General features: G+C 73.2%; 30 protein-coding genes. 13 read left to right on the plus strand and 17 right to left on the minus strand.

Translation table 11 applies throughout. The features are described from left to right. Window positions 1–108: 108 nt before the first annotated feature. From U870_RS0103990 to U870_RS0104000, 3 genes are all read right to left on the minus strand, one after another. Window positions 109–867, minus strand: coding sequence for a copper resistance CopC family protein (locus tag U870_RS0103990; RefSeq protein ID WP_025156120.1), 759 nt, complete (start codon window positions 865–867; stop codon window positions 109–111). Continuing rightward, window positions 864–1,592 (minus strand): YcnI family protein, encoded by a 729-nt coding sequence (locus U870_RS0103995; protein WP_025156121.1) that lies wholly within the window; start codon window positions 1,590–1,592, stop codon window positions 864–866. Before U870_RS0103995 ends, U870_RS0103990 begins: the two co-directional genes overlap by 4 nt. 76 nt (window positions 1,593–1,668) lie before the next feature. Then, window positions 1,669–2,304 (minus strand): hypothetical protein, encoded by a 636-nt coding sequence (locus U870_RS0104000; protein WP_025156122.1) that lies wholly within the window; start codon window positions 2,302–2,304, stop codon window positions 1,669–1,671. A gap of 134 nt (window positions 2,305–2,438) precedes the next feature. Here U870_RS0104000 and U870_RS0104005 point away from each other — a divergent pair, with 134 nt between their 5' ends. The 4 genes from U870_RS0104005 to U870_RS0104020 all read left to right on the plus strand — a co-directional run bounded on the left by U870_RS0104005 (window position 2,439) and on the right by U870_RS0104020 (window position 6,687). Continuing rightward, window positions 2,439–2,876 (plus strand): YdeI/OmpD-associated family protein, encoded by a 438-nt coding sequence (locus U870_RS0104005; protein ID WP_025156123.1) that lies wholly within the window; start codon window positions 2,439–2,441, stop codon window positions 2,874–2,876. Between the two features lie 76 nt (window positions 2,877–2,952). Continuing rightward, window positions 2,953–3,633 carry a response regulator transcription factor gene (locus U870_RS0104010; RefSeq protein WP_081815163.1) on the plus strand — a complete coding sequence of 227 codons (681 nt, stop codon included), beginning with the start codon at window positions 2,953–2,955 and terminating at the stop codon, window positions 3,631–3,633. After that, a complete protein-coding gene (locus U870_RS0104015; protein ID WP_025156125.1) occupies window positions 3,630–5,327 on the plus strand; it encodes a hypothetical protein in 1,698 nt (565 codons plus the stop codon). The genes U870_RS0104010 and U870_RS0104015 overlap by 4 nt, the downstream gene beginning before the upstream one ends. Before the next feature lie 319 nt (window positions 5,328–5,646). Then, a complete protein-coding gene (locus U870_RS0104020) occupies window positions 5,647–6,687 on the plus strand; it encodes a hypothetical protein (RefSeq protein ID WP_240183625.1) in 1,041 nt (346 codons plus the stop codon). Window positions 6,688–6,745: 58 nt separating this feature from the next. Here U870_RS0104020 and U870_RS0104025 read toward each other — a convergent pair whose 3' ends face one another. From U870_RS0104025 to U870_RS0104040, 4 genes are all read right to left on the minus strand, one after another. Further along, complete coding sequence (locus tag U870_RS0104025; RefSeq protein WP_025156127.1) at window positions 6,746–7,402, minus strand: NUDIX domain-containing protein; 657 nt, start codon at window positions 7,400–7,402, stop codon at window positions 6,746–6,748. 63 nt (window positions 7,403–7,465) lie between these two features. Further along, window positions 7,466–8,485, minus strand: coding sequence for a YihY/virulence factor BrkB family protein (locus U870_RS0104030; RefSeq protein ID WP_025156128.1), 1,020 nt, complete (start codon window positions 8,483–8,485; stop codon window positions 7,466–7,468). Further along, window positions 8,475–8,732 (minus strand): hypothetical protein, encoded by a 258-nt coding sequence (locus U870_RS0104035; RefSeq protein WP_025156129.1) that lies wholly within the window; start codon window positions 8,730–8,732, stop codon window positions 8,475–8,477. Before U870_RS0104035 ends, U870_RS0104030 begins: the two co-directional genes overlap by 11 nt. Then, window positions 8,729–9,187 (minus strand): phage holin family protein, encoded by a 459-nt coding sequence (locus U870_RS0104040; RefSeq protein WP_025156130.1) that lies wholly within the window; start codon window positions 9,185–9,187, stop codon window positions 8,729–8,731. The genes U870_RS0104035 and U870_RS0104040 overlap by 4 nt, the downstream gene beginning before the upstream one ends. 65 nt (window positions 9,188–9,252) lie before the next feature. On the opposite strand from U870_RS0104040, the gene U870_RS0104045 reads away from it, so the two are divergent. Genes U870_RS0104045 through crcB form a run of 3 tightly spaced genes read left to right on the plus strand, consistent with a single transcriptional unit; the run spans window position 9,253 to window position 10,606 of the window. Continuing rightward, a complete protein-coding gene (locus tag U870_RS0104045; protein WP_025156131.1) occupies window positions 9,253–9,780 on the plus strand; it encodes a universal stress protein in 528 nt (175 codons plus the stop codon). A gap of 20 nt (window positions 9,781–9,800) precedes the next feature. Beyond that, window positions 9,801–10,235: a fluoride efflux transporter FluC gene (locus tag U870_RS0104050; protein WP_240183626.1), complete on the plus strand. Its 435-nt coding sequence runs from the start codon at window positions 9,801–9,803 to the stop codon at window positions 10,233–10,235. Further along, window positions 10,232–10,606: a fluoride efflux transporter CrcB gene (gene crcB / locus U870_RS0104055; protein ID WP_025156133.1), complete on the plus strand. Its 375-nt coding sequence runs from the start codon at window positions 10,232–10,234 to the stop codon at window positions 10,604–10,606. Before U870_RS0104050 ends, crcB begins: the two co-directional genes overlap by 4 nt. A 66-nt stretch (window positions 10,607–10,672) precedes the next feature. On the opposite strand, the gene U870_RS0104060 is transcribed toward crcB, so the two are convergent. Beyond that, a complete protein-coding gene (locus U870_RS0104060; RefSeq protein WP_025156134.1) occupies window positions 10,673–11,035 on the minus strand; it encodes a nuclear transport factor 2 family protein in 363 nt (120 codons plus the stop codon). A 70-nt stretch (window positions 11,036–11,105) separates the two neighbouring features. On the opposite strand from U870_RS0104060, the gene U870_RS0104065 reads away from it, so the two are divergent. Next, entirely contained in the window at window positions 11,106–11,606 is a 501-nt protein-coding gene (locus U870_RS0104065) for a hypothetical protein (RefSeq protein WP_025156135.1), read from the plus strand. A gap of 60 nt (window positions 11,607–11,666) precedes the next feature. Here U870_RS0104065 and panD read toward each other — a convergent pair whose 3' ends face one another. Both panD and U870_RS0104075 read right to left on the minus strand, forming a co-directional pair. Further along, window positions 11,667–12,080, minus strand: a complete 414-nt coding sequence (gene panD, locus U870_RS0104070; protein ID WP_025156136.1) for an aspartate 1-decarboxylase — start codon at window positions 12,078–12,080, stop codon at window positions 11,667–11,669. A gap of 40 nt (window positions 12,081–12,120) precedes the next feature. Then, the gene (locus U870_RS0104075) at window positions 12,121–12,573 is read right to left on the minus strand and encodes a MarR family winged helix-turn-helix transcriptional regulator (protein WP_025156137.1); all 453 of its coding nucleotides are present in this window, start codon (window positions 12,571–12,573) and stop codon (window positions 12,121–12,123) included. A gap of 119 nt (window positions 12,574–12,692) precedes the next feature. On the opposite strand from U870_RS0104075, the gene U870_RS0104080 reads away from it, so the two are divergent. From U870_RS0104080 to U870_RS0104100, 4 genes are all read left to right on the plus strand, one after another. Then, window positions 12,693–13,883, plus strand: a complete 1,191-nt coding sequence (locus tag U870_RS0104080) for an MFS transporter (protein ID WP_025156138.1) — start codon at window positions 12,693–12,695, stop codon at window positions 13,881–13,883. Window positions 13,884–13,961: 78 nt separating this feature from the next. Then, on the plus strand, window positions 13,962–14,951 hold the full coding sequence (locus U870_RS0104085) for a hypothetical protein (protein ID WP_025156139.1): 990 nt from the start codon (window positions 13,962–13,964) through the stop codon (window positions 14,949–14,951). Between the two features lie 80 nt (window positions 14,952–15,031). Continuing rightward, on the plus strand, window positions 15,032–16,618 hold the full coding sequence (locus U870_RS22360; protein ID WP_081815164.1) for a hypothetical protein: 1,587 nt from the start codon (window positions 15,032–15,034) through the stop codon (window positions 16,616–16,618). 127 nt (window positions 16,619–16,745) lie between these two features. Next, the gene (locus tag U870_RS0104100; protein WP_052357548.1) at window positions 16,746–17,120 is read left to right on the plus strand and encodes an META domain-containing protein; all 375 of its coding nucleotides are present in this window, start codon (window positions 16,746–16,748) and stop codon (window positions 17,118–17,120) included. 76 nt (window positions 17,121–17,196) lie between these two features. Here the strand turns inward: U870_RS0104100 and U870_RS0104105 are convergent, their stop codons facing one another. The 7 genes from U870_RS0104105 to U870_RS0104135 all read right to left on the minus strand — a co-directional run bounded on the left by U870_RS0104105 (window position 17,197) and on the right by U870_RS0104135 (window position 22,646). After that, a complete protein-coding gene (locus U870_RS0104105; protein ID WP_025156142.1) occupies window positions 17,197–17,529 on the minus strand; it encodes a ParB family protein in 333 nt (110 codons plus the stop codon). Between the two features lie 112 nt (window positions 17,530–17,641). Then, window positions 17,642–18,697 (minus strand): NAD(P)/FAD-dependent oxidoreductase, encoded by a 1,056-nt coding sequence (locus U870_RS0104110; protein ID WP_029947158.1) that lies wholly within the window; start codon window positions 18,695–18,697, stop codon window positions 17,642–17,644. Then, complete coding sequence (locus tag U870_RS0104115) at window positions 18,694–19,218, minus strand: isoprenylcysteine carboxyl methyltransferase family protein (protein WP_025156144.1); 525 nt, start codon at window positions 19,216–19,218, stop codon at window positions 18,694–18,696. The genes U870_RS0104110 and U870_RS0104115 overlap by 4 nt, the downstream gene beginning before the upstream one ends. Next, the gene (locus U870_RS0104120) at window positions 19,215–20,318 is read right to left on the minus strand and encodes a type III polyketide synthase (RefSeq protein WP_025156145.1); all 1,104 of its coding nucleotides are present in this window, start codon (window positions 20,316–20,318) and stop codon (window positions 19,215–19,217) included. Before U870_RS0104120 ends, U870_RS0104115 begins: the two co-directional genes overlap by 4 nt. A gap of 116 nt (window positions 20,319–20,434) precedes the next feature. Further along, on the minus strand, window positions 20,435–20,839 hold the full coding sequence (locus U870_RS0104125; protein WP_025156146.1) for a RidA family protein: 405 nt from the start codon (window positions 20,837–20,839) through the stop codon (window positions 20,435–20,437). Continuing rightward, a complete protein-coding gene (locus U870_RS0104130; protein WP_025156147.1) occupies window positions 20,836–21,642 on the minus strand; it encodes an IclR family transcriptional regulator in 807 nt (268 codons plus the stop codon). The genes U870_RS0104125 and U870_RS0104130 overlap by 4 nt, the downstream gene beginning before the upstream one ends. After that, a complete protein-coding gene (locus U870_RS0104135; protein WP_025156148.1) occupies window positions 21,639–22,646 on the minus strand; it encodes a sugar kinase in 1,008 nt (335 codons plus the stop codon). Before U870_RS0104135 ends, U870_RS0104130 begins: the two co-directional genes overlap by 4 nt. 161 nt (window positions 22,647–22,807) lie before the next feature. Between U870_RS0104135 and U870_RS0104140 the strand changes: the two genes are divergently transcribed. Further along, the gene (locus tag U870_RS0104140; protein WP_025156149.1) at window positions 22,808–24,070 is read left to right on the plus strand and encodes an alanine racemase; all 1,263 of its coding nucleotides are present in this window, start codon (window positions 22,808–22,810) and stop codon (window positions 24,068–24,070) included. Window positions 24,071–24,080: the final 10 nt, after the last annotated feature.

A 24,080-nucleotide genomic window follows, 5' to 3' on the forward strand; every position in this document is an offset into this window, starting at 1 on the left:
GCGCAGCCTCCACCCCGGGTGAGCATCCTCTGGCCCTTGCCTCCGAGAGGGCCCGCAGGGCGACCAGGACGGAGCCGGGGAGGCGGAGCGCCGCCTCCCCGGCCCTGGTCACATCGTGCGGTCGGACCCGGCGCCCGGGTCGGCGCCCGGCTTCTGCTCCGTTTCGGCACCGTCGTCCGTGCCGTCGCCCGCGGGGGCGGCGGCCGGCTTGCGCCGGGCGGTCACGACGACGATCACGACGCCGGCCACCGCCAGCACGACGATCGCGATCGCGATGCCGATCACCAGGCCGAGGCCCGAGTCGCTCGCGGCGACGGTGGGCTGCGGGCTCGCCGCGGTCACCAGCGGTGCGGAACCCCCCGAGGTCGCCTCCGGGGTCGCCGGGTCGGAGGCCGCGGGAGCCTCCGTCGCGGGCGTGCCCGCAGCGGCCCCGCACGCGGTCTTCTCGGTGCCGGCCGCCTCGGCCGCACCCGCGGGCGGCTGGTAGGCGAACGCGTACGAGTTCGACACCGTGTGCCCGTCCGCGGACACGATCTGATAGGTCACCGTGTAGGAACCGGCGCCGCCCAGGGCGACCGGGGCGCTGACGTTGCGGTCGGCGACCGTCGCGCACCCGGTCTCGAAGTGACGGGTCGCCGCATCCGGGCCGGTGACCGTCAGCAGCGTGCTCGAGCCGTCGCCGGCCAGGTCGAGCACCCGGTCGTTGAAGGTCAGCGTCACCGTGCTCGGCGGTGCGGTCACCGTCGAGTCCGCCGCCGGATCGCTGCCGACGAGGTAGTCGTGGGCCGACGCGGCCACGGCGGGCAGCAGAGCGAGGGCGAGGGCGGCGGCGAGGCCGGCCGTCGCGGCGAGGGTGCGGCGGATCATGCCCGCACCTTACCGCGGCGCACGAGCGCCAGCACGGAGATCACCAGGGCGATCGCACCCAGGGCGAGGCCGCCGATCCCGAGCCCGATCGAGACGGCCGTCGCGGCTGTCCCCGCTGCGATCGGCTCCGGGGCCGAGGTGCTGGTCGCCACCTGCGTGGTCATGGTGCCGCCGTCCTCGGCCGGGGCCGGGTCGTTCACGTACAGCGTGGGGGCCGGGTGCTCCGGCTCCTTCCCCGAGGCGGGCGTGGGCTGGGCCCAGTCCACGACGGTGCCGTCGGAGTAGTACTGGTGCGTCGGGAGCGCGATCGACCCGGTGTCGGGAACCGCACCGGCCGAGATCGTGAACTCCTGGAACTGCCCGGGGGCGATCTGCGTGCCGCTCTCGGCCGTCCAGGTGATCCGCACCGGTGCCTCGGTGATCGTGCCGTCGTCCGTCTTCACGGGCGTGGCGAGCGTCTCGGTGTCGACCGAGGCGGTCCAGCCCGGGATCGGCTGGTAGCTGACGGAGGTGAACGGCGTCGCGGTCGGCAGGTCGACCACCAGCTTCACCGTGCCCGCAGTGGCGGACTCGGTGGGCACCTTGAACGTGAGGGTGGCGTAGCTGCCGGGCGTCGCCGCATCGGGCGTGACGTGCACGTGCGCGCTGGCGGCGAGCGGTGCGGCCAGCAGCAGGAGTGCGGTGGTGGTGGCCGCGACGGAGGCGGCGAAGGTCGTCTTCTTCATGAGGGTCCTTGGTCTCTACAGGGTCGTCGAATGCGCGTGCGCGCATGCGGACCACCCCGAGGAAGCGGGGGGACCGTCAGAGCGCGCCGACGAGCGCCGGAGGTCCGCGATACCGCAGCCGCGCGAGGGGGAGGCCCAGGTCGCGCAGGCGGGCCGGCTCGGCCGCGGCGACGGCGGAGACGACGGCGACGACCCGCACGGGGATCGGCGCGATTCCGGCGACCAGCTCCGCGAAGCGCACCACCCCGACCCGGGCCGTCTGGAAGAGGCTCCAGAACGCGCGCTCGCCGAAGCGCAGCGCCACGACGGTGACGAGCACCGCGGCGGCGTGGGTCAGCCACATCGAGGGAGCGGTGGGGTCGGCGTGCGAGGCCGGCATGGTCGCGCCCGTCATCGTCAGGTGTGCACCCGCGTGCAGGTGCCCCGAGGGGACGGTGCCGTCGGCCGCCACGAATCGCGCGGTGCCATCGCCCAGGCTGAACAGCGCGTGGAACAGGAACTGGCTCAGCACGACCGACGCCGTCAGCCGCCACAGCGAGAGACGCCGCGACGTCAGGGCGATGGAGGCGATGGTCGCGAACGCGAGGCTCAGCGCCACGGGGACGACGCCCGGTGCCGCACCGCCGCCGGCCACGTGGAACAGGGCCGCGACGAAGATCGCGACCGCGGACGCGAGGGCGCCGCGCGTCGCGCGTGCCGGCCTCGATCCCATCGGTCCGTCCTCACTCGTCGTCCCCACCCGTCGCGAGGGGTTCGGAGTCAGTCTACGGAACGGATCGCACCCTCCCGCGCGGGGCTGGCGGCGCAGACCCACGGAGCAGTATCGTGCCGACCGTGGACGAGGTCATGAGGTTCCGAGCCCTGCTCCAGCTCGACGGCGCGACGGCGACGGGGATCGTCGTCCCGCCCGAGGTGGTGGACGGGCTCGGCGGTGGCGGGCGCATCCCCGTGCGCGCCACGGTCGGGGGGATCGAGTACCCCAGCTCCGTGGCCATGCGCGCGGGTCAGGCGAAGCTCCCCGTCAGCGCGGAGATCCGCTCGCGCGCCGGGATCGCGGCCGGTCAGGAGGTCGACGTGGAGCTCGTGCGCGACGACCAGCCGCGCACGGTCGCCGTCCCGGACGATCTGGCCACCGCCCTGGCCGCCGTGCCGGGGGCGCGCGAGCGCTTCGACGCCCTCTCGGCCAGCGCTCGCAAACGGCATGTGCTGGCGGTGGAGGGAGCGAAGGCTCCCGAGACCCGGTCGCGCCGCGTGGCCGGCATCCTGGCGGAGCTCGGGGCCTGAGCTGAGCCCACTGCTCCTCTTATAGGGGGTCCGATGCGCGGCCTCCGGCGCGTTCGCTCCGGTTATCCTGTGCAGCATGGCCGACGTGAGCAGCACGGGAGGGTGGAGCAGGCGGGTGCTCGTGGTGGAGGACCACGCCCTGATGCGCTCCCTCGTCGCCGATGCGTTCCGGCAGCGCGGGTTCGAGGCGACGACGGCGTCATCGGCCCCCGAGGCCCTCGCCGCTCTCGACCAGGCCGACCCCGACCTCCTCGTCACCGACATCGACCTGGGCGATCGGCCGAACGGTGTCGAGCTCGCGACGATCGTCCGCGAGCGTGCGCCCCATGTCGCCGTGCTGTTCCTGAGCAACCTCCCCCGGGAGGCCGCGGCCGCGCGCGCCCGGGGCACCGTGGCCGACGCCTCCTACGTCAACAAATCGGCGGTCGAATCGGTCGACGAGCTGGTGGACGCGGCCGAGGCGGTCCTCGCCGACCGCCCGATCACCCGGGACCGCGCGGGCAGCGGGCGACGGGACGCCCTGCTCCGGCTGAGTCCCGCCCAGCTGGAGACCGCGCGCCTGCTCGCCGGCGGGCTCACCAACGCCGAGATCGCCCGTCGCCGGGGCATCTCCGTGCGGGCCGTCGAGAAGAGCGTCGAGCGGGTCTTCCACGCCCTGGGGCTCACCGCGGGTGACGGGACGGCTGGGACGGCTCCGCGGGTCGCCGCGGCGACGCTCTACGTCACCACCTTCGGCGACGCCGACACCGGGCTATGACCGACGTCGCCCGGAGGCGCACGCGCAGGCTCATCGCGCGCGCGACCGGGAGCTCGGCCATCACCGTCTGGACGTGGGCCATCACCGCCCCCTTCGCCCTCACCGTGATGTCCGGTCTGCAGTACATCCAAGGGGGTCCGGGGGCGGTGCTCGCGCTCTCGATCACGCAGCACCTCGCCGTCGGTGTGCTGCTGGCCGGTGCGTGGGCCGTGCTCCGCGTGACTCCGGCGCGGATCCGGGTCGTCGTGGTGTTCGCCCTCTTCGCCGGCATCGGTGTGCTGCGTCCCCTTCTGTTCCTGGCCGTCGGGCGCATCCTCGACATCCCGGTCGAGACCGGCGACCTGGCGGGGCGGATCGCCATCAACGTCGTCACGACGGTGACGATCTTCACGCTGATCGCCGTCGGCGTCGACCTCGTGCGCGACCACCTCGGCGTCTACCGCCGGCTTCGTGCCGCGCAGCGCGCGACCGAACTGGACGCGGAACGTGCGGCGCTGCGCGTCAGCAGCATGCGGCACGCGGCCGTCGACGATGTGCTCGCCGAGATCGAGCGCGCCGCGACGAGCGCTGGCGGCCCCCTGCGGGCGAGCGAAGCGGCCCGAGTGCTGCGCGGACTCGCCACCGATGTGGTGCGCCCGGTGAGCCACTGGCTCTACGAACGGGAGGACGCCGCACCGGCCGGCGCCGGCGAGACGCCGCGAGTGCGGCTGCGCGACTGGGTGCTCACCCTCCACGGCGGAGCCCAGGCGGCCCCACCCCTTCTGCTCGCGGTGCTCTTCGCCGCCCTGGTCACCCCGTTCGGCCTCACCCAATACGGCTTCCTCTCCTGCGCCCCGGCCCTCATCGCGGGCCTGATCGTGGTCGCCGCAGGCAACCTCGCCGTCTCGCGAGTGCTCGTCCGCTCGCCGCGACGATTCCGGGCACTCGTCCTCGTCATCGGCTACGTGACGGTCGGCGTGCTCCTCTCGCTGGCGACCGATGCGGCGATCCGCTGGCAGGGTCTGCACCCCCACTTCATCTGGTTCGAGGCCATCACGTACCCGCTGATCGCGCTCGCCGTGGCGCTGGTCGTCTCGCTCTCGGCACGCATCCGGCTCGATCAGCATGTGCTCGAGGCGGCCGTGCAGACCAGCGTGCTCGACGCCGCCCGGCTCCGCGCCGACTACGACCATCAGCGCGCCGCTCTGGCCCGGATGCTCCATTCGGGAGTGCAGTCCGAACTCATCGCCGCTGCGCTGGTCCTCGCCGCCGGCGACGCGGATGACGCGGACGACGCATCCGGGGATCTCCGCGCCGTCGTCGACCGTGTCCGGGTGGAGCTGCTCGCCCCGCCGGAGGCGCCCGACCCGCAGCAGCGGGTGCGTGCCCTGGTCGAGAGCTGGCGGTCCGCCGTCGCGCTCCAGGCCACGGTCGCCGTCGACGCCTGGCCGCGCCTGCTCGAGCCCGCGCGGTGCGACGCCGTCGTCGATGCGATCTCCGAGGGGCTCGCCAACGCCGTCCGGCACGGCGATGGCAGCCCCGTGACCCTCGACGTCGAGCCCCACGGGGCGACCGGCGTGTCGGTCGTCGTGTCCTCCGGAGGAGTGCTGACAACGGCCTCCCCCGGAATCGGGCTGCGGCAGCTCGCGGAGCAGGCGGCGGTCGAACTGCGGGAGTCCGATGGTCGCGTCGAGCTCGCCGTCGTCGTGCCGTGAGTCCCCGACGGTGCTGTCGTACCACCCGTACCGGGCTCCTCCGGTATTCGTTCATGCGGATACGTTCGTATGGATCGGAGCCCCGCATCCGCGCAAGAGTCGAGCCGGGGCGCTTCTGCGCGACCCGAACGCGCGGGATGCGCCCCAGCGGCGGCCGAGTTCCGTAGGTACATGGAATCCATTCGTCTGCATTGATAGAACCTTCAGGCGAAATGGGGTAGAAAGGATCGGGTACGCCCCCGCCCCTGCCCCCAGGAAGATCAGCTTGCCCCGTTCCACTGCCTCCCCGCGGCCTCGCCGCGGTTCTCGTGCACCCCTCGTGGTCGAAGTGGAACGGCAGTCCGAGCTGACGGCCGACCCGGTCGACGACTTCACACGCGGCGAGCACCTGATCGCAGCGGATGCCCCCCAGGAGCAGGTCTACGGCAGCCGGCGCGCCCGGCTCGAGGCAGAGCGGACCCGTCCGCGCAAGCGGGAACGGGTGGTCGTCAAGCCGATCGTCGGTTCCCGGATGGCGGCGGCTCCGGCTCCGCGGCGCACGACGTCTGCTACCACCGCGCTCGAATCCGCGCGCGGCGGCGTCCTGCGGCGGCTGCGTGGCACCGGCCGACCCGGCGAGCACCGCCGCCGGGGCTTCCACGTCGTCGTCGCGCTCGCGCTGACGGCGTTCTTCGGCACTGCGGCGCTGCCCGCGTACGCGACCACCAGCGAGGGATCGGCCGTCGGAACGGCTCGCACCGCGCTCGCCGTGCAGACGCTGACCGGGGGCACCACAAACGCCACCCAGGTCGTGCTGCGCGACGGCCTCGACGTCCAGGAGAGCCCGCAGGCCCTGGACTCGACCACCAACAGCACGGTCTCGCCCACGGTCCAGGCCCTCGCCATCCAGCTGATGGGCGCCGTCGCCTCCGGCCGGCTCGTCGGTTCGACGCCGAACCATCTCCCTGAGATCGCGGACCTCGCCGAGGGCAGGGCCGTCCAGGGCTGCGGGGTCGACTACCGTGTGCTGCAGACCATCTCCTTCGCCCTCGCCCACTACAGCCAGGTCGGAGTCTCCGACATCAACCGTCGCTGCACGGGCCAGATCGAGGGCGCCGGAACCGAGTCGGCCCACTACGCCGACGGTGGCGGCCACGCGCTCGACTTCTATCTGCTGAACGGCTCCCCGCTGACCGGCGGGGACGCCCACTCGCTCGAGCTCATCCGCCTGCTCGACCCGATCGTCCCGGCCGGCACCGGACTCGGCCAGCTCAACTGCCGCAGCTCGATCAGCCTCGACAACTTCAAGCCGTTCGACGACACCTGCAACCACGTGCACATCGACTTCCTCAAGGCGCAGGGCACGACGATCAAATACTGATCGGAACAGGCCGACCTGCGATCGTCAGTCGCCCTTCACGCGGGGCGACGCCGTGACCTCAGGAGAAGAGGTTCAGTGCCGCCCACTGCAGGAGGATGACCGTCTTGCCGTCGGCGATGCGGCCGTCGGCGATCATCGCGAGCGCGTCATCGTAGGGCACGACGACCGGTTCGATCTCCTCGCCCTCGGCCTCGACCCCTCCGCCTCCCGCAATCTCGGCCGGGCGGTAGGGGGCAGCGTAGAAGTGGACGCGTTCGGTCACCGAGCCCGGGCTCATGTAGAGGTCGAAGAGGTGCTCGAGCTCGCCGATGCGCACGCCGAGCTCCTCCGCGGCCTCGCGCCGGATCGCCTCGTCGGGGGCGTCGCCGTCGAGCAGGCCGGCGGCGGCCTCCACCAGCATCCCGTCGGGGTGGCCGTTCACGTAGACGGGGAGGCGGAACTGGCGGGTCAGCAGCACCGTGCGGGCCGCGGGGTCGAAGAGCAGCACGGTTGCGCCGTTGCCGCGATCGTAGGTCTCACGCGACTGGGTGGTCCAGGAGCCGTCGCGGCCCCGGTAGTCGAAAGTGGTCCGCCGCAGGACGTGCCAGCCGTCGGAGGTGACCTCGACGTCACGTACGCGGACGTCCGGGTTGCCGGTCAGGTCGCGACCGGTGCGGTGAAGCCCCGTGCGCCCGCGGCCGTCCGGCTCGTCGTGCCCCCGCCGCGCATCGCTCATATCCACGAGCCTAGCGGCCGTCGAGACGGCACGATGTGCCGCGAAAACGGGCGAGACGGCGGACTATTCGCCGTCTCGGTGCGCGGGCGAGGGAGAGGGCGCGTGCTTGCGGAGGGCGCGGGCGGCGAGGATGGCGCCGGCCTCGGCATCGCGGGCCTTCACGATCGCGGCGTCGGACTTGAGGGGGAGGCTCAGGCCGTACTCGGCCTCCTCCCCGGCGAGGATCTCGCAGGCCCGCTCGACCTCGCGGTCGAGTTCGGCGCCGAGCAGCAGCGCCACGTTCGCGATCCAGATCCAGAGCAGGAAAACGATGATGCCGGCCAGCGCGCCGTAGGTCTTGTCGTAGCTGCCGAAGTTCGCGACGTAGAACGCGAACCCGGTCGAGGCGATCCCGATCACGACGATCGCGGCGATGGAGCCGGTGGTCAGCCAGCGCAGCCGCGGGTAGCGCACGTTCGGCGACACTCCGTAGAGCAGGGCCACCAGCACCACGAGCGCGACGACGACGACCGGCCAGCGCAGGATCGACCACGCGGTCTGGGCGGCTTCGCCGAGCCCGATGGCGTCGCCGATCGCCTGAGCGATCGGGCCGGAGACGACCAGCAGGATGGCGACGATGGCCACCAGCGCGAGGGCGGCGATGGTGACCACGAGCTGAGCCGGACGCAGCGCGAACGCCGTCCGCCCCTCCCGCACCTGGTAGATGCGGTTGAGGGCGCGCCCGAATCCGCCGACATAGCCGGAGGCGGACCACACCGAGCCGACGATCCCGATGGCCAGCGCGAGGCCGGTGGCGGGGGACTCCGCGAGTGCCTCGATCGGCCCGCGCACGACGTCCAGCATGCCCGGCGCCAGTTCGTTCACCATGCCGAACAGTGCGTCGATACCGGACCGGCTCTGCCCCACCAGGCCCAGGATGCTGACCAGGGCGATCATCGCCGGGAACAGCGAGAGCACGCCGAAGTAGGTGAGGCCGGCGGCCAGATCGGTGCAGGCGTCACGGGAGAAGCCGCGCAGCGTGCCCTTCAGGATGAAGCCCCACGGGAGCCGGATCCACGGGACCGGAGTGCGCTCAGCCGTCACGCCGGCGCTTCCGGATCAGCAGGGTGGCGACCCCCGCCGCGATGGTCGCGGCCGCGAGCAGCACGGCGCCCGCCGCGACCGGGTGCGAGCGGATCTGGATGCGCGGGTTGAACGTGGCGAAGATGTCGTCGAGCGTTCCGGCCAGCTCACTGCGCGTGAGCTCGAGGTCGAGCTCGATGGTGTTCATCCCGGCGCCCTTCGGCAGCGGCGGGCGGGTGGCGCCGGCACGGCCGGGCGTCGCGCTCACGGCTGCTCGCCCTTCAGGGCGTGGGCGTCGGCCTTGAGCTCCGACCCGAGGTCGTCGGGGATCGGCGGGACACCCCGTTTGAGGCTGGCCCGGCCGATGAGCACGGCGATGATCGCCAGCACGATCAGGATTCCCGCCACGATCAGGGCGGCGAGCCACGCGGGCACGATCAGCGCGAAGGCGAGCACCGCGGCTGTGACGAGCACACCGAGGGCGAAGAACACGAAGACGAGCGCCCCGACCAGCAGGCCCGCGCCGATCCCGGCCGCCTTGGCCTTGGCCGTCATCTCGGCCTTGAACAGGGCGAGCTCGGCGGTCACCAGGCGCTTGAGCTGGGCCACCAGATCGCGGGTCAGCTCCGGCAGCGGTCTCAGACCGCGCGTCGTGCGCCGCCGTTCGCGGGGGAGGGCGGGCCCCGCCGCGGGGCCGCCGGTGCTCGTGCTGTCGTGACTCATCCTGTGCCGTCTCACCTTTCGCTGTACGCCGACCGTACCCCGATGGGATGGTGCACACTAGGGACATGAGCGGCAACGACTCCTCCGGTCGCGGCGGCGTCCTGGTGGCGGTGGTCGCCGGGCAGCCGGTCGCGGTGCTCGAGCAGGCGGCCCGGCTGGCGACCGACCTCCACGTCCCGTTGGTGTGCGCCACCGTCGACCCGAACCGCTACCTCGTCTCCAACTACGTGGACGGCACCGTCGTCGCCCTGCCGTACGACCCGGACCTCCCTGAGGCCGAGGAGGAGGAGTTCGACGCCGAGCTGGAGGAGCGCATCCGCGCCGTGCTCGCGGGGCGCGGCGTCCCGTTCGTCCTGCGCCAGCTGGCGGGCGACCCCGCGTGGGCGCTGACCCGGCTGGCCGACGAGATCGACGCCCGGTACATCGTGGTCGGGACGCGTGAGGCGGGGCTGCGCGGCAGCCTGCGCGAGTTCTTCAACGGCTCGGTCGCGGTGCACCTGGCGCACCGGCAGCACCGTCCCGTGATCGTCGTGCCGCTCGCGCCGGTGCCCGGCGCCGAGACGCTGCCGTGGGAAGACCTCACGCAGCGGTGACGTCGCGGCCTCCCCTCCCCGTGCATCTGCACTGGCGCTCCGTGCTGCTCGTCTTCGTCGGCGGCGCGCTCGGGACGACGGTGCGGTACCTGATCTCGACCGCCGTCCCTCCGGTGCTCGGGCTGCCTCTCGCGACGGTCGGCATCAACGTCGTCGGTGCGTTCGTCCTCGGCTGGCTGCTGGAGGCGCTGGCGTTGCGCGGTCCCGACGAGGGCCGCCGCCGTTCGGTGCGGCTCTTCGTCGGCACCGGCATCCTGGGCGGCTTCACCACCTACAGCGCGTTCGCCGTCGACACCGACGGCCTGATCGTCGCCCAGAACCTCGGCGGCAGCATCATCTACGCCGTGGCGACGATCGCCGTCGGTGCGCTCGCCTCGATCGCGGGCATCGCCCTGGGAGCCGCGCTCGGCCGACGCCGGGCCGACCGGCTGCACCGGGAAGGGGGAGACGCGTGACGCCTCTCCTCGTCCTCGCCGTAGCGGTCGCGGGCGGCCTCGGTGCCGTGGCGCGCCTGGTGCTCGACGGCGTGACCCGCAGCCTCGTGCGGGTGAACTTCCCCCTCGGCACGACCGTGATCAACGTGACCGGCTCGTTCCTGCTCGGGCTCGTCACCGGCCTGGCCCTCGCGAACGGGCTCCCGGCCGAGTGGCGCGCGATCCTGGGCACCGGCTTCCTCGGCGGGTACACGACCTTCAGCACGGCGAGCTACGAGACGGTGCGCCTCGAGCAGCAGCGCCGCTATCGGGCCGCGCTGTTCAACGGCGTCGGGATGCTGCTGCTCGCGCTCGCCGCGGCCGGCCTCGGTCTCTGGCTCGGCCAGCTCTGATCCGGTCCGCTCCGATGCGGCCGGCACGGCCGATGCCGGCTCGGATGGCACCGGTGCAGACGCCGCTCAGTCCGTGGCGGCGTCCCGCTCCATCCACCACTCGGTGAACTCCTCCGCCCGCCCGTCCGGCGCCAGGAGGATCACCCACAGATTGCTGTAGCTGGGGCCGTCGCGGTAGTCGGTGACGCCCTCCACGAAGTACTGCGGGCCGTCCTGACCGACCAGCTGCCATTCGAACGACGCGGCGCCCGGTTCGTCGCGTGCGTCGAGCCAGCCCTCCACGATCTCGATGTGGCCGTCCCACGGCTCGGCGAACGGTTCGGTCCGGTAGCTCGCGTCCTCGGTGAAGAGGGCCCGGATGTCGTCGGGGTCGTTCGACTCCCACGCGCGTCGGTAGTCGTCGATCCAGGTGGTGATCGCGTCGGCCATGCCCCCGTTATACGCCCTGGCCACCTCGACCCGCCAGCCTGGTGCGCGACCGGCGGATACGCTATGCGCCATGACTCCGCAGTTCGAAGAGTGGGCGGCCTTCAACACCGCGGTCGCCGGGGCCGGTGCGGCCCTGGGCGGCCTCCTGATCGTCGCGCTGTCGGTCAACATCAAGCAGATCGCCGAGTCGCGCGGCCTGGCCGCACGGGCGGGCGCGTCGATCGCCTCCCTCATCCTCGGCGTCGCCCTGTGCTGCCTCGCCCTGATCCCGGGGCAGAGCACCGTCGGATTCGGAGTCCAGGTGCTCGTCGGCGCCCTCGCCTGCGGGGTCGTCGCCGTACTCGCGGCCCGCGCGATCCGGCACGACGAGACACGGACCGGCTACCACCAGTACGACGCGTCGCAGATCATCCCGTTCGTGATCCCGCTTCTCGCCTACCTGACCGGGGGTGTGCTGCTGCTGGCCGCCCTTCCGGCCGCGGGTCTGGTGCTGGTGGCCGTCGCCACCATCCTGGCGATCATCGCCACCGTGCTGTTCTCGTGGGTGGCGCTGATCGAGGTGCTGCGCTGACCGGGAGGTCGGCGGGAGACGGAGCAGAGGCCGTCGCCGTTCCGGGATCCCTCTCCGGCGTCAGTGGAGCGCGAAGGGAGGCGTCTCGACGCCCGGCGTGAGCGCCTCGGCCGGGTCGGAGCCGACCGCGACGATGCGGTTGCGCTCGTCGACGTGCACCACGTGCGGGACGAAGGAGCGGGCCTCCGCCTCGTCCATCTGCGCGTACGCCATGACGATCACCAGGTCGCCGACCTCGGCGAGGTGCGCGGCGGCGCCGTTCACGCCGATCACGCCGCTGCCGCGCTCGCCGGGGATGAGGTAGGTCTCGAACCGGCTTCCGTTGGCGATGTCGACGACCGACACCTGCTGCCCGGGCAGCAGATCGGCAGCGTCGAGGAGGTCCTGGTCGACGGTTAGCGAACCGACGTAGTGCAGGTCGGCGTGCGTGACCGTGGCGCGGTGGATCTTGGACATGAACATCGTGCGGAGCATGACGGCCGTTCTGGGTCGGTGGCGAGAGTCGGCGGGCTGGTCAGCTCGCGGCGAGCGTCAGCTGCGGCAGGGCGGCGACGAGCGCGGCCAGCTCGGGGAGGTCGGTCGCCTCGGCGAGGGCGCGCTCCAGAGCGACGTCGTGCACCGGGCGGGCGCGGTCGAGCAAGGCATGGCCGTCCCGGGTCAGCTCGGTGTAGATCCCGCGACGGTCGTCGAGGCAGTCGACCCGGGTGAGCAGTCCGCGCTCCTCGAGACGGTTCACGAGGCGAGTGGTCGCGCTCGGGCTCAGCGCGCTCGCCCGCGCCAGCTGCTGCATGCGCATGTGCCAGCCGTCCTGGCGGTTGAGCGCGTCGAGCACCGTGTACTCCACCACCGAGAGCCCGGCCTCGCGAGTCAGGGCCCGCTCGAGTTCCGTCTCGATGAAGTTGTGCAGGGCGGCGAGGGTGCGCCACCCCTGGGCGCGTACCTCGACGGCGTCGTCCGCGATGCCCATGGGGTCTCCTCTGCTCGGGTTGCGCAATCTAGTTGCACGTGCAACTATTTATAGCGCGTCTGCAAGTACCACGATACGCGATCCCCCCACCCGTACCTCATCACTCACGGAGTCTTCCCATGCCTGCTGGCCTGATCGCCCTTGCCCTCGGTGGATTCGGCATCGGTCTCACCGAGTTCGTCATCGCGGGGCTGCTGCCCGAGGTGGCCGCCGACTTCCGGGTCGACGAGGCCGCCGCGGGGTGGCTCATCTCCGGCTACGCGCTCGCCGTCGCCGTCGGCGCGATCGGGCTCACCGCCGCCGCGACGCGCATCCCGCGCAAAGCGGCGCTGCTCGGGCTGATGGTGCTGTTCATCCTCGGCAACCTGCTGTCGGCCCTCGCCCCCACCTACGCGATGATGCTCGGCGGACGCGTCGTCGCCGCCCTCTGCCACGGCGCGTTCTTCGGCATCGGCTCGGTCGTCGCGGCCGGGCTCGTCGCGCCAGAGAAGCGCGCCCGGGCCATCGCTATCATGTTCACGGGCCTCACCGCCGCCAACGTCCTCGGTGTGCCGCTGGGAACCCTGCTCGGGCAGGAGGCGGGCTGGCGTTCGACCTTCTGGGCCATCACCGGGATCGGCGTGATCGCCCTGATCGGCGTCTCCGTCCTGGTGCCGCGCGAGGTCTCCGCCGCCGGGGCCACGAGCCTGCGCCGGGAGCTCGGCGCGTTCCGATCGGGGCAGGTGTGGTTCTCCCTCGTCGCCACCGTGCTCGGGTTCGGCGGGATGTTCGGCGCCTTCACCTACATCGCCTACACCCTCACCGGCGTCTCGGGGTTCTCCGCCGGGGCCGTGCCCTGGCTGCTCATCCTCTTCGGACTCGGCCTGTTCGCCGGCAACGCAATCGGCGGCCGGCTCGCCGACCGGTCGATCGACCGGACGCTGCTCATCCTGCTCGCCGTGCTCGTGCTGGTCCTGGCCGGCTTCGCGCTCGTCGCCGCGCTGCCGATTCCCACGGTCGTCGCGCTGGTCCTGATGGGGGCGGCGGGATTCGCCACCGTCCCCGCCCTCCAGCTGCGGGTGCTGACCTACGCCGACCATGCCCCGACGCTCGCGTCGGGGGCGAACATCGCCGCGTTCAACGTCGGCAATGCGATCGGTGCCTGGCTGGGAGGCCTGACCATCGCCGCGGGCCTCGGCTACACCTCGCCGCTCTGGGTCGGCGCGGCCATGACGGTCGGCGCGCTCGTGGTGATCGCGGTGGCAGCCGTCGCCGCGCGCCGGTCCCGCGCGGTCATCGCGCCGAAGCCGGACGAAGCCCTTTCGGTCTAGTAGACGGAGGCGTACACTCACCGGTGTCCCGAACGAACTGGACGACCCCGAGGAAATGACACGCGTGACGATCAGGGGGTGATCGTGATGGTGGATGTGGCCGAAGACCCACCCCCGTCGCGCCTCGCCGTCCGCATCCTGCTGGGCTCCCTGCTCGGAGGCGCCGGCCTGGTCGTCCTGGGACTCCTCTTCGGCGGAGGTTCCGCTCGCGCCGAGGCGCCGGCGCCCCCGCCTCCCGCCGCGTCGAGCGGCCTCGGGGGCGCGGTCTCCGGGCTCACCGATGGGCTGGGTCAGGCGGTCGGAGCGGTCACCTCGCAGCTGGCGCCCGCGGTCCCCGAGCCGGTGCGGCAGGTCGTTGCGCAGGTCGTGGCGCCGGTGACCTCGGCCGTCTCCCGCGTCGCCGGATCGGACCCCGTGACGACGATCGTGCAGCCCGTGGCCACCACCGTCGACACGGTCGTGACGTCGACGCCGGTCGTCGGCGACGTGGTGACAGGGTTGCTCGGCAGCGCTCCGGTGGAGTCGGCCACCACGCCGGTGACCGGCCTCGTCGATCAGACCGTCGCCGGCGTCGCGGGGGTCGTGAGCGACACCGTCGCCCCCCTCGCTCCACCCGGCGACTCGACGCCGCCGGTCGTCTCCGTCCCGCCCGCCCCGGGCATCGCCGGGCCGGGTACGGGATCGCCGCTCGCCGCCGCGACCGTCGCGGCCACGTCCGCGCCGGGCGCGACCGCCGCCGCGGCACCGGGAGCCGTGACGTTCCCGCGGAGCACCCTCTTCCTCGCGTCGCCGATCGCGGCCGCCGCCGGAGCAGGTGCGGGCGGACCGGCCGGGCAGGATCCGGCGGTCCCCGGACGGCCGGGCGGGAACGGTCAAGCGCCCCCGGGCATGCCCTCGGGCAGCGCCGGGACCGGCTCGGCCGCGCCGGGCGGCGGCACGGTCATGCCCACGGCCATCGCCGACGGCACCGCCCTGCCCGGTAGTGCTCCGGGCCGCATCGCACACGTCATCACGGACGACCGCATCCCGGCGTCCCCTGTCGCCGACCACGACACCAGCCCCGACTGAGTGGGTCCCGTCTGCCCGCGGGCAGAACGCGACCCTGCCTCCCGAGCGGAGGCGACACCACTCATTCGAAAGGCTGAATCATGAACACGTATGTCTCGCGAGGGTTGTGGATCACCCTCTGCGCCGGCGGCCTGTGGCTGGCGGGGACCGCGGCGGCGAACGCCGCCGAGCCTCCCACCGGCGACAGCTCCGGCTCCGGCACCCAAGCGGTGGTCGGACTCTCCGTGCCGGTCACCGTCTCCGGCAACGGCATCTCGGTGCTGGGCGACTCGTCGTCCTCGGCGGCCGCCACCAGCGCCCCGGCTCCGGCTCCGGCGCCGAAGCTGACCATCGACCCGTCGGCGATCGGCGGTGTGCTCGGCGGCACGCAGGCCGTCGCCGACGTGTCGGTCCCGGTGACCGTCACCGGCAACGCGGTCAGCGTGGTCGGCGACGCGGGAAGCACACAGTCGCACACCGCACCGGCGGCACCGGCGCCCGCGCCGGCCGCGACCACGGCCGGCTCCTCCGGGAGCGGCGGCCTGATCGGCGACGTCCAGGCGCCCGTCGACGCGGCCGTGCCGGTCACGGTCGGCGGCAATGCGATCAGCGTGCTGGGCGACTCGTCGTCGACCGGTTCGAAGACGTCCGCATCGGCGGCTCCGGCACCCGGGGCGACGGCGACGAGCGCGTCGGGCGCCGGCGACTCCGGCCTCCTGGGTGGTCTGCTCGGGAACGTGCAGGCACCGGTCGATGCCGCACTGCCGGTGACAGCCGGTGGCAATGCGATCAGTGTGCTGGGGGATTCCTCCAGCTCCGGATCGACGACCACGGCCCCGCCCGCGAGTGGGGGCGCGACGGCGACCAGCGGTTCGGGCTCCGGCTCCGGTGACTCCGGCCTCCTGGGCGGCCTGCTCGGGAACGTGCAGGCGCCGATCGCCGCGGGTGCGCCCGTGACGGCCGGCGGCAACGCGGTCAGTGTGATCGGCGATTCCTCGTCGACCGGATCGTCCACCACGGCGTCGCCCACCGGCGGTGCAGCGGCCGGCGGAACCGGATCCGGTGCGAGTTCAGGCGGTGGTCTGCTCGGTGGTGCCCTCGGCGGCATCCAGGCGCCGATCGCCGCGGGGATCCCGGTCACGGCCGGCGGCAACGCGGTGAGCGTCGTGGGCGACTCGTCCAGCGCGACGTCCACCGTGACCGCCCCGGCGACGGGCGGATCGGCGACCACCGGATCGACGGCAGGAGGGGGCGCCGGGGATCCCGGCACCGGCCTCCTCGGCGGGCTGCTCCCCGTGGAGCTGCCGATCGGGCTGGATGTGCCCGTGACCGTCGGCGGCAACGCGATCAGCGTCATCGGCGACAGCGCCACGACCGGGTCGACCACGACCCCGACCACGCCGACCACTCCGACGACTCCGACCACCCCGACGACGCCGACCACCCCGACCACCCCGACCACCCCGACCACGCCGGTGGTGCCGGGTGACGGCGGTGGCACGGTCGGCACCGCGACCGCCTCGGTCGGAGCGGCTGTGGCGCTCGGCTCCGGCGGCGGAGGCATGCTGGCGTCGACGGGCTCGAACGAACTGGCGGTCGGCGCGCTCGCCGCACTGCTGGCGCTGCTCGGCCTGCTCGCGCTGTTCACGGCGGCCAGTCGGGAACGGCGGCACCACCGCACCCGCTAGACGCGTGCGTACGGCAGGCGGGCCGCCGAACCACCTCTCCTCGGCGGCCCGCTCCGCCATGCCCGGTGCACCGGCGCCGAACAGTCATTCCGCCGCGGGTGCTCCGACCGCTACGGTGTCTCTCATGATGAGCCTGCGACCTGCCCGCACCGCCCGAGCCGCCCTCACCCTCGCCGCGGTCGCCGCGGTGATCGCCCTCTCCGGATGCTCGTCGTCCGGTTCGTCCTTCACCGGGACCTGGGGCTCGTCGGACGCCGGCAAGCCCAACCTCACGATCTCGGACGACGGGACCTTCAGCGGCACCGACGGCTGCAACGCCATGTCGGGTAAGGGCACGGTGAGCGGGGACACCTTCACGTTCGGGCCGTTCGCCTCGACCCTGAAGGCGTGCGACGGCGTCAACCCGTGGCTCAGCCGGGCGAACACCGCCAAGGTCTCCGGCGACGGTCTCGTCGTCTACGCGAACAACGGAGAGAAGGTCGGCACGCTCGCCAAGGGCTAGCATGCCGACCTTCCGGGTGAGAGAGCGCCACGGGGGTGGTTGGGGGGATCTCCAGCGCAGCGCTTTCTCGGCCCGGTCAGAACCCGATGGGCCTGCCGGGAGTCAGTGGTTCGTCGCTGGCGGCGAACAGCTGGCCATCGTTGTGCTCGAGCTCTCGGCGCTCGACCTCGGCGAGGAGCGCCTTGTTGAGCATCTCGGACCAACTGCTGTCGCGTTCGGCGAACGAGGTGGCGCGATAGACCGCGCGAGCACGGTTGCGCAGGCCTTCGGTCAGATAGAACGTGATGGTCGTGCGTCGGGTTCGCGCGGCGGTCGGGCCGGTCAGCGCGCTGTGCTGCGCCCGGAACGCCGCGGTGTCCGGTGGCTTGTGGCGGGGGCCGGGGGAGCCCTCGTCGGATGGTCGGCTCATGGAGACCTCGCATATCAGAACGTGATAACAGATCTTCTAGATTCTATCGGGAGCCGGTCGCGCGGCACATCCTTAACGCTCTCCTATGCATGCATAGAAGTCGGGTGGATGATCAGCGCGAGAGGCGCTCGACGATCGAACCGAAGAGCTCGGGTCGCGCGGCTGCTGTCGGCACGATGCGTGGCCGGAACCGGGAGCGGGAGGCGATGACGAGCGCCGAGGTCAGCATCCGGAAGTCCCGGGTGGTCGCCCGCCAGGCGCGTTCGTACTGCTCGGTGTCGCGCGTACGCACGGCGGCCACCGCGGCGCGGGCCTGAGCGAAACCCACCCGCATCCCTTCGCCGGTGAGCGCGTCCACGTAGCCCGAGGCGTCGCCGGCCAGCAGCACATGACCGGACGCGCGGGCGCGGGCGCGCTGGAGCAGGGGCCCGGCGCCGCGGGCGGAGCCGACGACGGTGGAGCCGGCGAGCCGGGAGGCCAGGGCGGGGAGCGTGTCGAGCACGGCGTCCTGGTCCAGCGGCCGTCGTCCCAGCACCGCGACGCCGACGGTGTGCTCGTCGACCGGGGTCACATAGGCCTCGGCGGCGGGCGACCAGTGCACCTCGACCAGCTCGCTCCAGGGCTCGACGGCGTAGTGCCGGCGCACGCCGTAGCGCCGGCGCGCCTCCGCCTGCGGGCGGCGCTCCAGCCCGAGCATCCGCCGCACGGGCGAGTGCAGGCCGTCCGCTGCGATGGCCCAGGGAGCCTCCAGGCCCGTTCCATCGGCCAGCTCGAGACGGACGCGGTCGCGCTGCTGGGTCAGGCCCGAGACCCGGCCGTCCCTGCTCCGCGCTCCGAGCTCCTCGGCGCGCCGCGCGAGGGCGGCATGCAGCACCGTGCGGCGGACGCCGCGCCCCGGGCGCTCGGCGAACCGGTGCTCGACCCGGGTGTCGTCGTCGATGTAGGCGATCCCGGCGAGGGGGTGCCCGGCCGGGTCGACGCCGATGCGGTGCAGGGCCGCGAGCGCGCCCGGCATCAGACCCTCCCCGCAGGCCTTGTCGATGGGGCCGTCCCGGGGTTCGACGATCAGCACGTCCATCCCGTCGAGGCGCGCCTCGATCGCGCAGGCCAGCCCGACCGGGCCGCCGCCGATGACGACGAGGTCGGGGATCGGCCCCGCGCCGCTCATGCCCGCGCGGGGACGACGGTCGCCAGCGCGCGATCCTCGCACGGGATGCGCACGGCGAGCAGCAGGACGGCGTTCAGCACGGTGAAGGCGAGGGCGGTGATCCACGCCGTGTGCACGAGGGGCAGGGCGAATCCCTCCACCACCACGGCGACGTAGTTGGGATGCTTCAGCCACCGGTAGGGACCCCGCACCACGAGCGGCAGGTCGCGCACGACGATGACCCGGGTGTTCCACCGCGGACCGAGAACGGCGATGCACCACCAGCGCAGCGCCTGGCTGGCGAGCACCAGCACGAGCATCGGCCAGCCGAGCCAGGGGAGGAACGGGCGGTCGCCGAACCACACCTCCGCCAGGCAGGCCAGCAGCAGGCCGGTGTGCAGCGCCACCATCGGGGGGAAGTGCCCGCGTCCGAACTCGACGCCGCCACGCGCGAACGACCAGCGGGCGTTGCGGGTGGAGACGACCAGCTCGGCGATGCGCTCGGCGCCCGTGGCCAGCACGAGCACCAGGTACCAGATCACGCGGCCGCGCCGATCGCGGTTCCCGCGTGCGGGGCGCCCTCGGCCCAGCGCAGCAGCACCAGCTCACTGGTGACCCCGGGTCCGAGAGCGAAGAGCAGCCCGACGGTGCCGGCGGCGTGGGCGTCCAACTGCTCCGCCAGCACGTGCAGCACCGCGGCCGAGGAGAGGTTGCCGACCCGAGCCAGCGACCGCCAGCTCGCATCGAGCGCTCCCTCGGGGAGGTCGAGCGCCTCGGCGAACGCCTCCAGCACCTTCGGGCCGCCGGGATGCGCGGCCCACGCCCCGACATCGGCCACCTCGAGGCCGTGGGCGGCGAGGATCCCGCGAGCGTCGCCGGCGAAGTTGCGCTCGATCACCTCGGGCACGCCGGCGCTCAGCACGATGCGGAATCCCGTGCCGCCGATGTCCCAGCCGATGACGTCGGCGGTGTCGGGGTAGATGCGGCTGCGGGTGTCCACCACGTCGGGCCCCGCGAGACCGAGCGCCGCGGCCCGCTCGTCGCCGACCATGACGACCGCCGCCGCGCCGTCGCCGAAGAGCCCGCTGGCGACGATGTTGGCCATCGAGTCGTCGCTGGCCTGAACCGTCAGGGAGCACAGCTCGACCGAGAGCAGCACCGCGACCTCCCGCGGATGCCCGGCGAGGTAGTCGTGCACCCGGGCGATTCCCGCCGCCCCGGCGACGCAGCCGAGCCCGAAGCTGGGCAGTCGCTTGACGTCGGGCCGCAGCCCGAGTCGCGCGACCAGTTGCGCGTCGATCGAGGGAGCGGCGATGCCGGTCACCGAGGTGAAGAGCAGGAAGTCGACATCGGCCGGTTGCAGCCCCGCCGAGGCGAGCGCCCCGGTGACGGCGCGCTCCGCCAGGGTCGTGCCCTCCGCGATGAAGAAGTCGTTCGACTCCTGGAACGACGCGATCGAGCTGTACCGCTCGAGGGGCATGACGAGGCTGCGGGTCTCGACGCCGCTCGCCGCATGGATGCGCCGCATCACGGCCTGGCGCTGCGGGTCGGGGGTGATCATCCCCAGCAGCGCGGTCGTGATCTCCTGCTGGGGGTAGCTGCGGGCCGGGAGCACCGGCGCCACCGACACGATTCGGCTCACAAGCGCAACGTACACCCGGCGCACATCCTGCGACGACGGCTCACGGCCGCCTCACATCTGGACCGGATGCCGGCCGTCGGCGAGCGATTCGCGACGGCCGGTCCGAGTGCGGACGCTCAGGCGAGCACGGCCAGCGCGTCGATCTCCACCAGCATCTCCGCGCGCGGCAGCCCGGTGAAGACGGTGGTGCGGGCCGGGAGCACTCCGGAGGCGACGCGGGCGCCGACGAACTCGCCGTAGGCCTCGTTCATGGCCGCGAAGTCGTCGCGCGTGGTGAGGTAGACGCGCAGCATCATCACGTCGTCGAAGCCGGCCCCGCCTGCGGCGAGGATGGCCTCGACGTTCTGCAGGGTGCGGGTCGTCTGCGCCTTCACATCGCCCGGGTGCAGGTACTCGCTGGTGGCCGGGTCGACCGGCCCCTGGCCCGAGACCTGGAGGAACGGACCGCGGCGCACGCCCTGCGAGAAGGTGTGCGCGGGCGGCGGGGCGTCGGTGGTGGAGACGGCGATGCGGTCGGTCATGCTGAGCCTTTCGGAACGGCGGACGCACGGGCGCCCGGGAGGGTTGCGGTCGGGACGGCGGAGGGGGGTGCCCCCAGTTCGGCGGAGACGCGCGCGGTCGCGAGGAGCAGTGCGGGGAGCAGCCCGAGGACTCCCTCGTAGGGCAGCACCACGTTCGGTACCGACACCGAGACGGCGGCCGCGATGCGCCCGTCCGCGCCGAAGACGGGGGCGCCGACGCAGTTCATGAACGTCTCGTGCTCCTCGTGGTCCTCGGCCCAGCCGCGGGCGGCGCTGTGCCGCACCTCGGCGACGAGCTCGGCGGCGCCGCCGATCGTCCGCTCCGTGTAGCGCTGGAACGGCACGCCCGCGACGACGCGCTCGAGCTCGGCGTCGTCGAGCGCGCCGAGCAGCACCTTGCCGACGGCGGTCGCGTGCAGCGCTGCGGGGAGGCCGACGCGGGAGTACATGCGCAGCGGCTGCCGCGACTCGACCTTGTCGATGTACGTGACCACGCCGTCCTGGTAGGTCGCCAGGTGGACGGTCTGGCCGGTCTCGGCCGCGAGAGCGTGCAGGGCGGGGGAGGCGGCGGAGCGTACATCGCGGGCGTCGAGGGCGCTCTCGGCGAGGGCGAAGACCGCCGGGCCGAGATGGAACCGGTGGGAGCTGTCGCGCCCGACGAATCCGCGCTCCTCCAGCGTCTGGAGGAGGCGGAGGACCGTGGTCTTGTGGACGCCGACCTCGTCGGCCAGGGCGTCGAGCGTCGCGACGCCGCGGGAGACCAGGTCGAGCACATCGAGGGCGCGACCGAGGGACTGGCTCATGCGCTCCTCCAGGGGATCTCGCCGGGGTGCACGCGCCACCCGGACCATTCGTCGCGCGCGGCGGCGATCGTCGTGCGCTCGTCCGCGCTCGGCACGGAGAGCGGGCGGTCGCCGTGGCCGATCAGGGTCAGCGCCGCCAGGGCGTGCCCCAGCCGCAGGGCGGCTTCGTCGTCGCGGCCTTCCGCGAGCCCGGCGAGGAACCCGGCGGCGAACGCGTCCCCCGCCCCGACCGGCTCCACGACCTCCACCGTCAGGCAGCGGACCTCGGCCTCGCGCCCGTCCCTGCGGTGCACCGACGCGCGATGGGCGTCCTCCTTGAGCACCACGGCGTCGAGCTGCGGGAACGCAGCGAACAGGCGCACGGGGTCGGCATGACCGAAGTGGGCAAGGGCCTCGTCGTGACCGGAGAAGAGCAGGTCGGCCTGGGCGACGAGCGCATCCAGCGGCGCCGTGTCGCGACCGTGCCAGAGCCGGGGGCGGTAGTTGAGGTCGACGCTGACCACGGTCCCCGGTCCCGCCGCGGCGCGGAGTCCGGCCGTCGCCTCGGCGGCGCTCGGCGACAGGGCGGCGGTGATGCCGCTGGTGTGCAGGTGGGTGGCGCGGGCGAGCAGCGCACCGGCGGGGGAGGTGCGCAGCAGTCCGGGGGAGAGGGTGGAGGCTGCGGAGCCCTGGCGGTAGTAGTGCATCCGCGTCGTGACGCCGTCGGGCCCGGGGGTGGGCTCCTTGATGTAGAGGCCGGTCGGGCGCGCGTCGTCCGTCTCCACGGCCGAGACGTCCAGCCCGGCGTCGGCCGCGACCCGGCGGATGCGCTCGCCGAAGCCGTCGGCCCCGAGGCGCGAGATCCAGGCGGCGGGCAGTCCGAGCCGGGCGAGGGAGGTGGCCACGTTGAACTCAGCGCCGCCGACATCCGAGGCGAAGTCCCGCGCCTCGGCGAGCGGCCGGTGCCCCTCCGGGTAGAGCACGACCATCGCCTCGCCGAGCGTGACGAGCAGGGGTGAGGGCATCCCCCCTCCTCTCGAGTGCGCATGGGCGGTGGTCTTGGCGGACGTCCCTCCGCATGCTAGAACAGAACGAGCACACACTGCAACGCCCGTTGCAACATACGCAACGTGCTGCACTGCAGCGACATCCACCCGCATCCACGCCCCACCACCGGAGGACCGACGTGAGAGAGTACAAGGCCGTACCGCTCGGCTACGCCCCGGACGACGTCGCCGCGCTCGACGGCGCTCCCGCCGCGCTCCGCGACTTCCCGACCCCGCTCGTCACCCTCAGCGAGAGCGCCGTCGCGCACAACCTCGCGACGATGGCCGACTGGTGCCGCAGCACCGGGATCGGGCTCGCGCCGCACGGCAAGACCACGATGAGCCGTGAGCTCTGGCAGCGTCAGCTCGACGCCGGCGCGTGGGGGATCACGGTCGCGACCCCCTGGCAGGCCGCCGTCGCCCTCGGCTGGGGCGTGCCGCGCGTGCTGCTCGCCAATGCGCTGGTCCAGCCGGCGGCGCTGCGCACCCTCGCGCCGGACACCGACCGGCTGACCGTCTGGGCGGATTCCGTGCGCGCGGTCGAGATCATGACCGAGACGCTGGCCGGCTCCGGTCTGCCCGGCGGCGCCCTGCCCGAGCCGCTCGCCGTCCTGGTCGAGCTGGGTGCCCCCGGCGGCCGCACCGGGGCCCGCACCGCGGAGGAGGCGCTCGCCGTCGCCCGCGCGGTCGCCGCCTCCCCCGTCCTTCGTCTCGCCGGCGTCGCCGGCTACGAAGGCGCGCTCGCCCACGACGGCAGCGCCGAGTCCCTCGCGACCGTGCGCGGCTACCTCGAGCGGATCGGGGCCGTGCACGATGCCCTGGAGGCCGCCGGACTGTACCCGGAGGACGCCCCGGCGATCCTCACGGCCGGGGGCAGCGCCTACTTCGACGTCGTCGCGGAGGTCCTCGCTCCACGGCGCGATCTCGCCGGCGCCCGGGGCCGGGTCGTCGAGGTTCTGCTGCGTTCCGGCGCCTACCTCACGCACGACGACGGCTTCTACAGCGTCATCGCGCCACTGGGCCGCGCCGGGGGAGGGACGTTCCGCTCCGCGATCCACGGCTGGGCCACCGTCGTGTCCCGACCGGAGCCCGGGCTCGCACTCGTCGACGGCGGCAAGCGGGACTTCCCGTACGACGAGGGGCTGCCCGTGCCGCAGGCGGTCCGGGCGTACGGCGCCGATCACGACCTCCCCCTCTCCGGCGCGGTGGTCACGGCGATGAACGACCAGCACACGTTCGTACGCCTGCCCTCGCACGCCCGTGTCGAGGTGGGGGACGTGATCCGCTTCGGCCTCTCGCACCCGTGCACCACCTTCGACAAGTGGCGCGCCCTCCCGGTCGTCGACGACGCCCTCGGCGCAGACCCGCGCGTGATCGGCCTGCTCGAGACCACCTTCGGCTGAACGGACACAG

Origin of the sequence: Leifsonia aquatica H1aii (genome assembly GCF_000633535.1) — a bacterium.
GTDB classification, from domain to species: domain Bacteria; phylum Actinomycetota; class Actinomycetes; order Actinomycetales; family Microbacteriaceae; genus Leifsonia; species Leifsonia aquatica_A.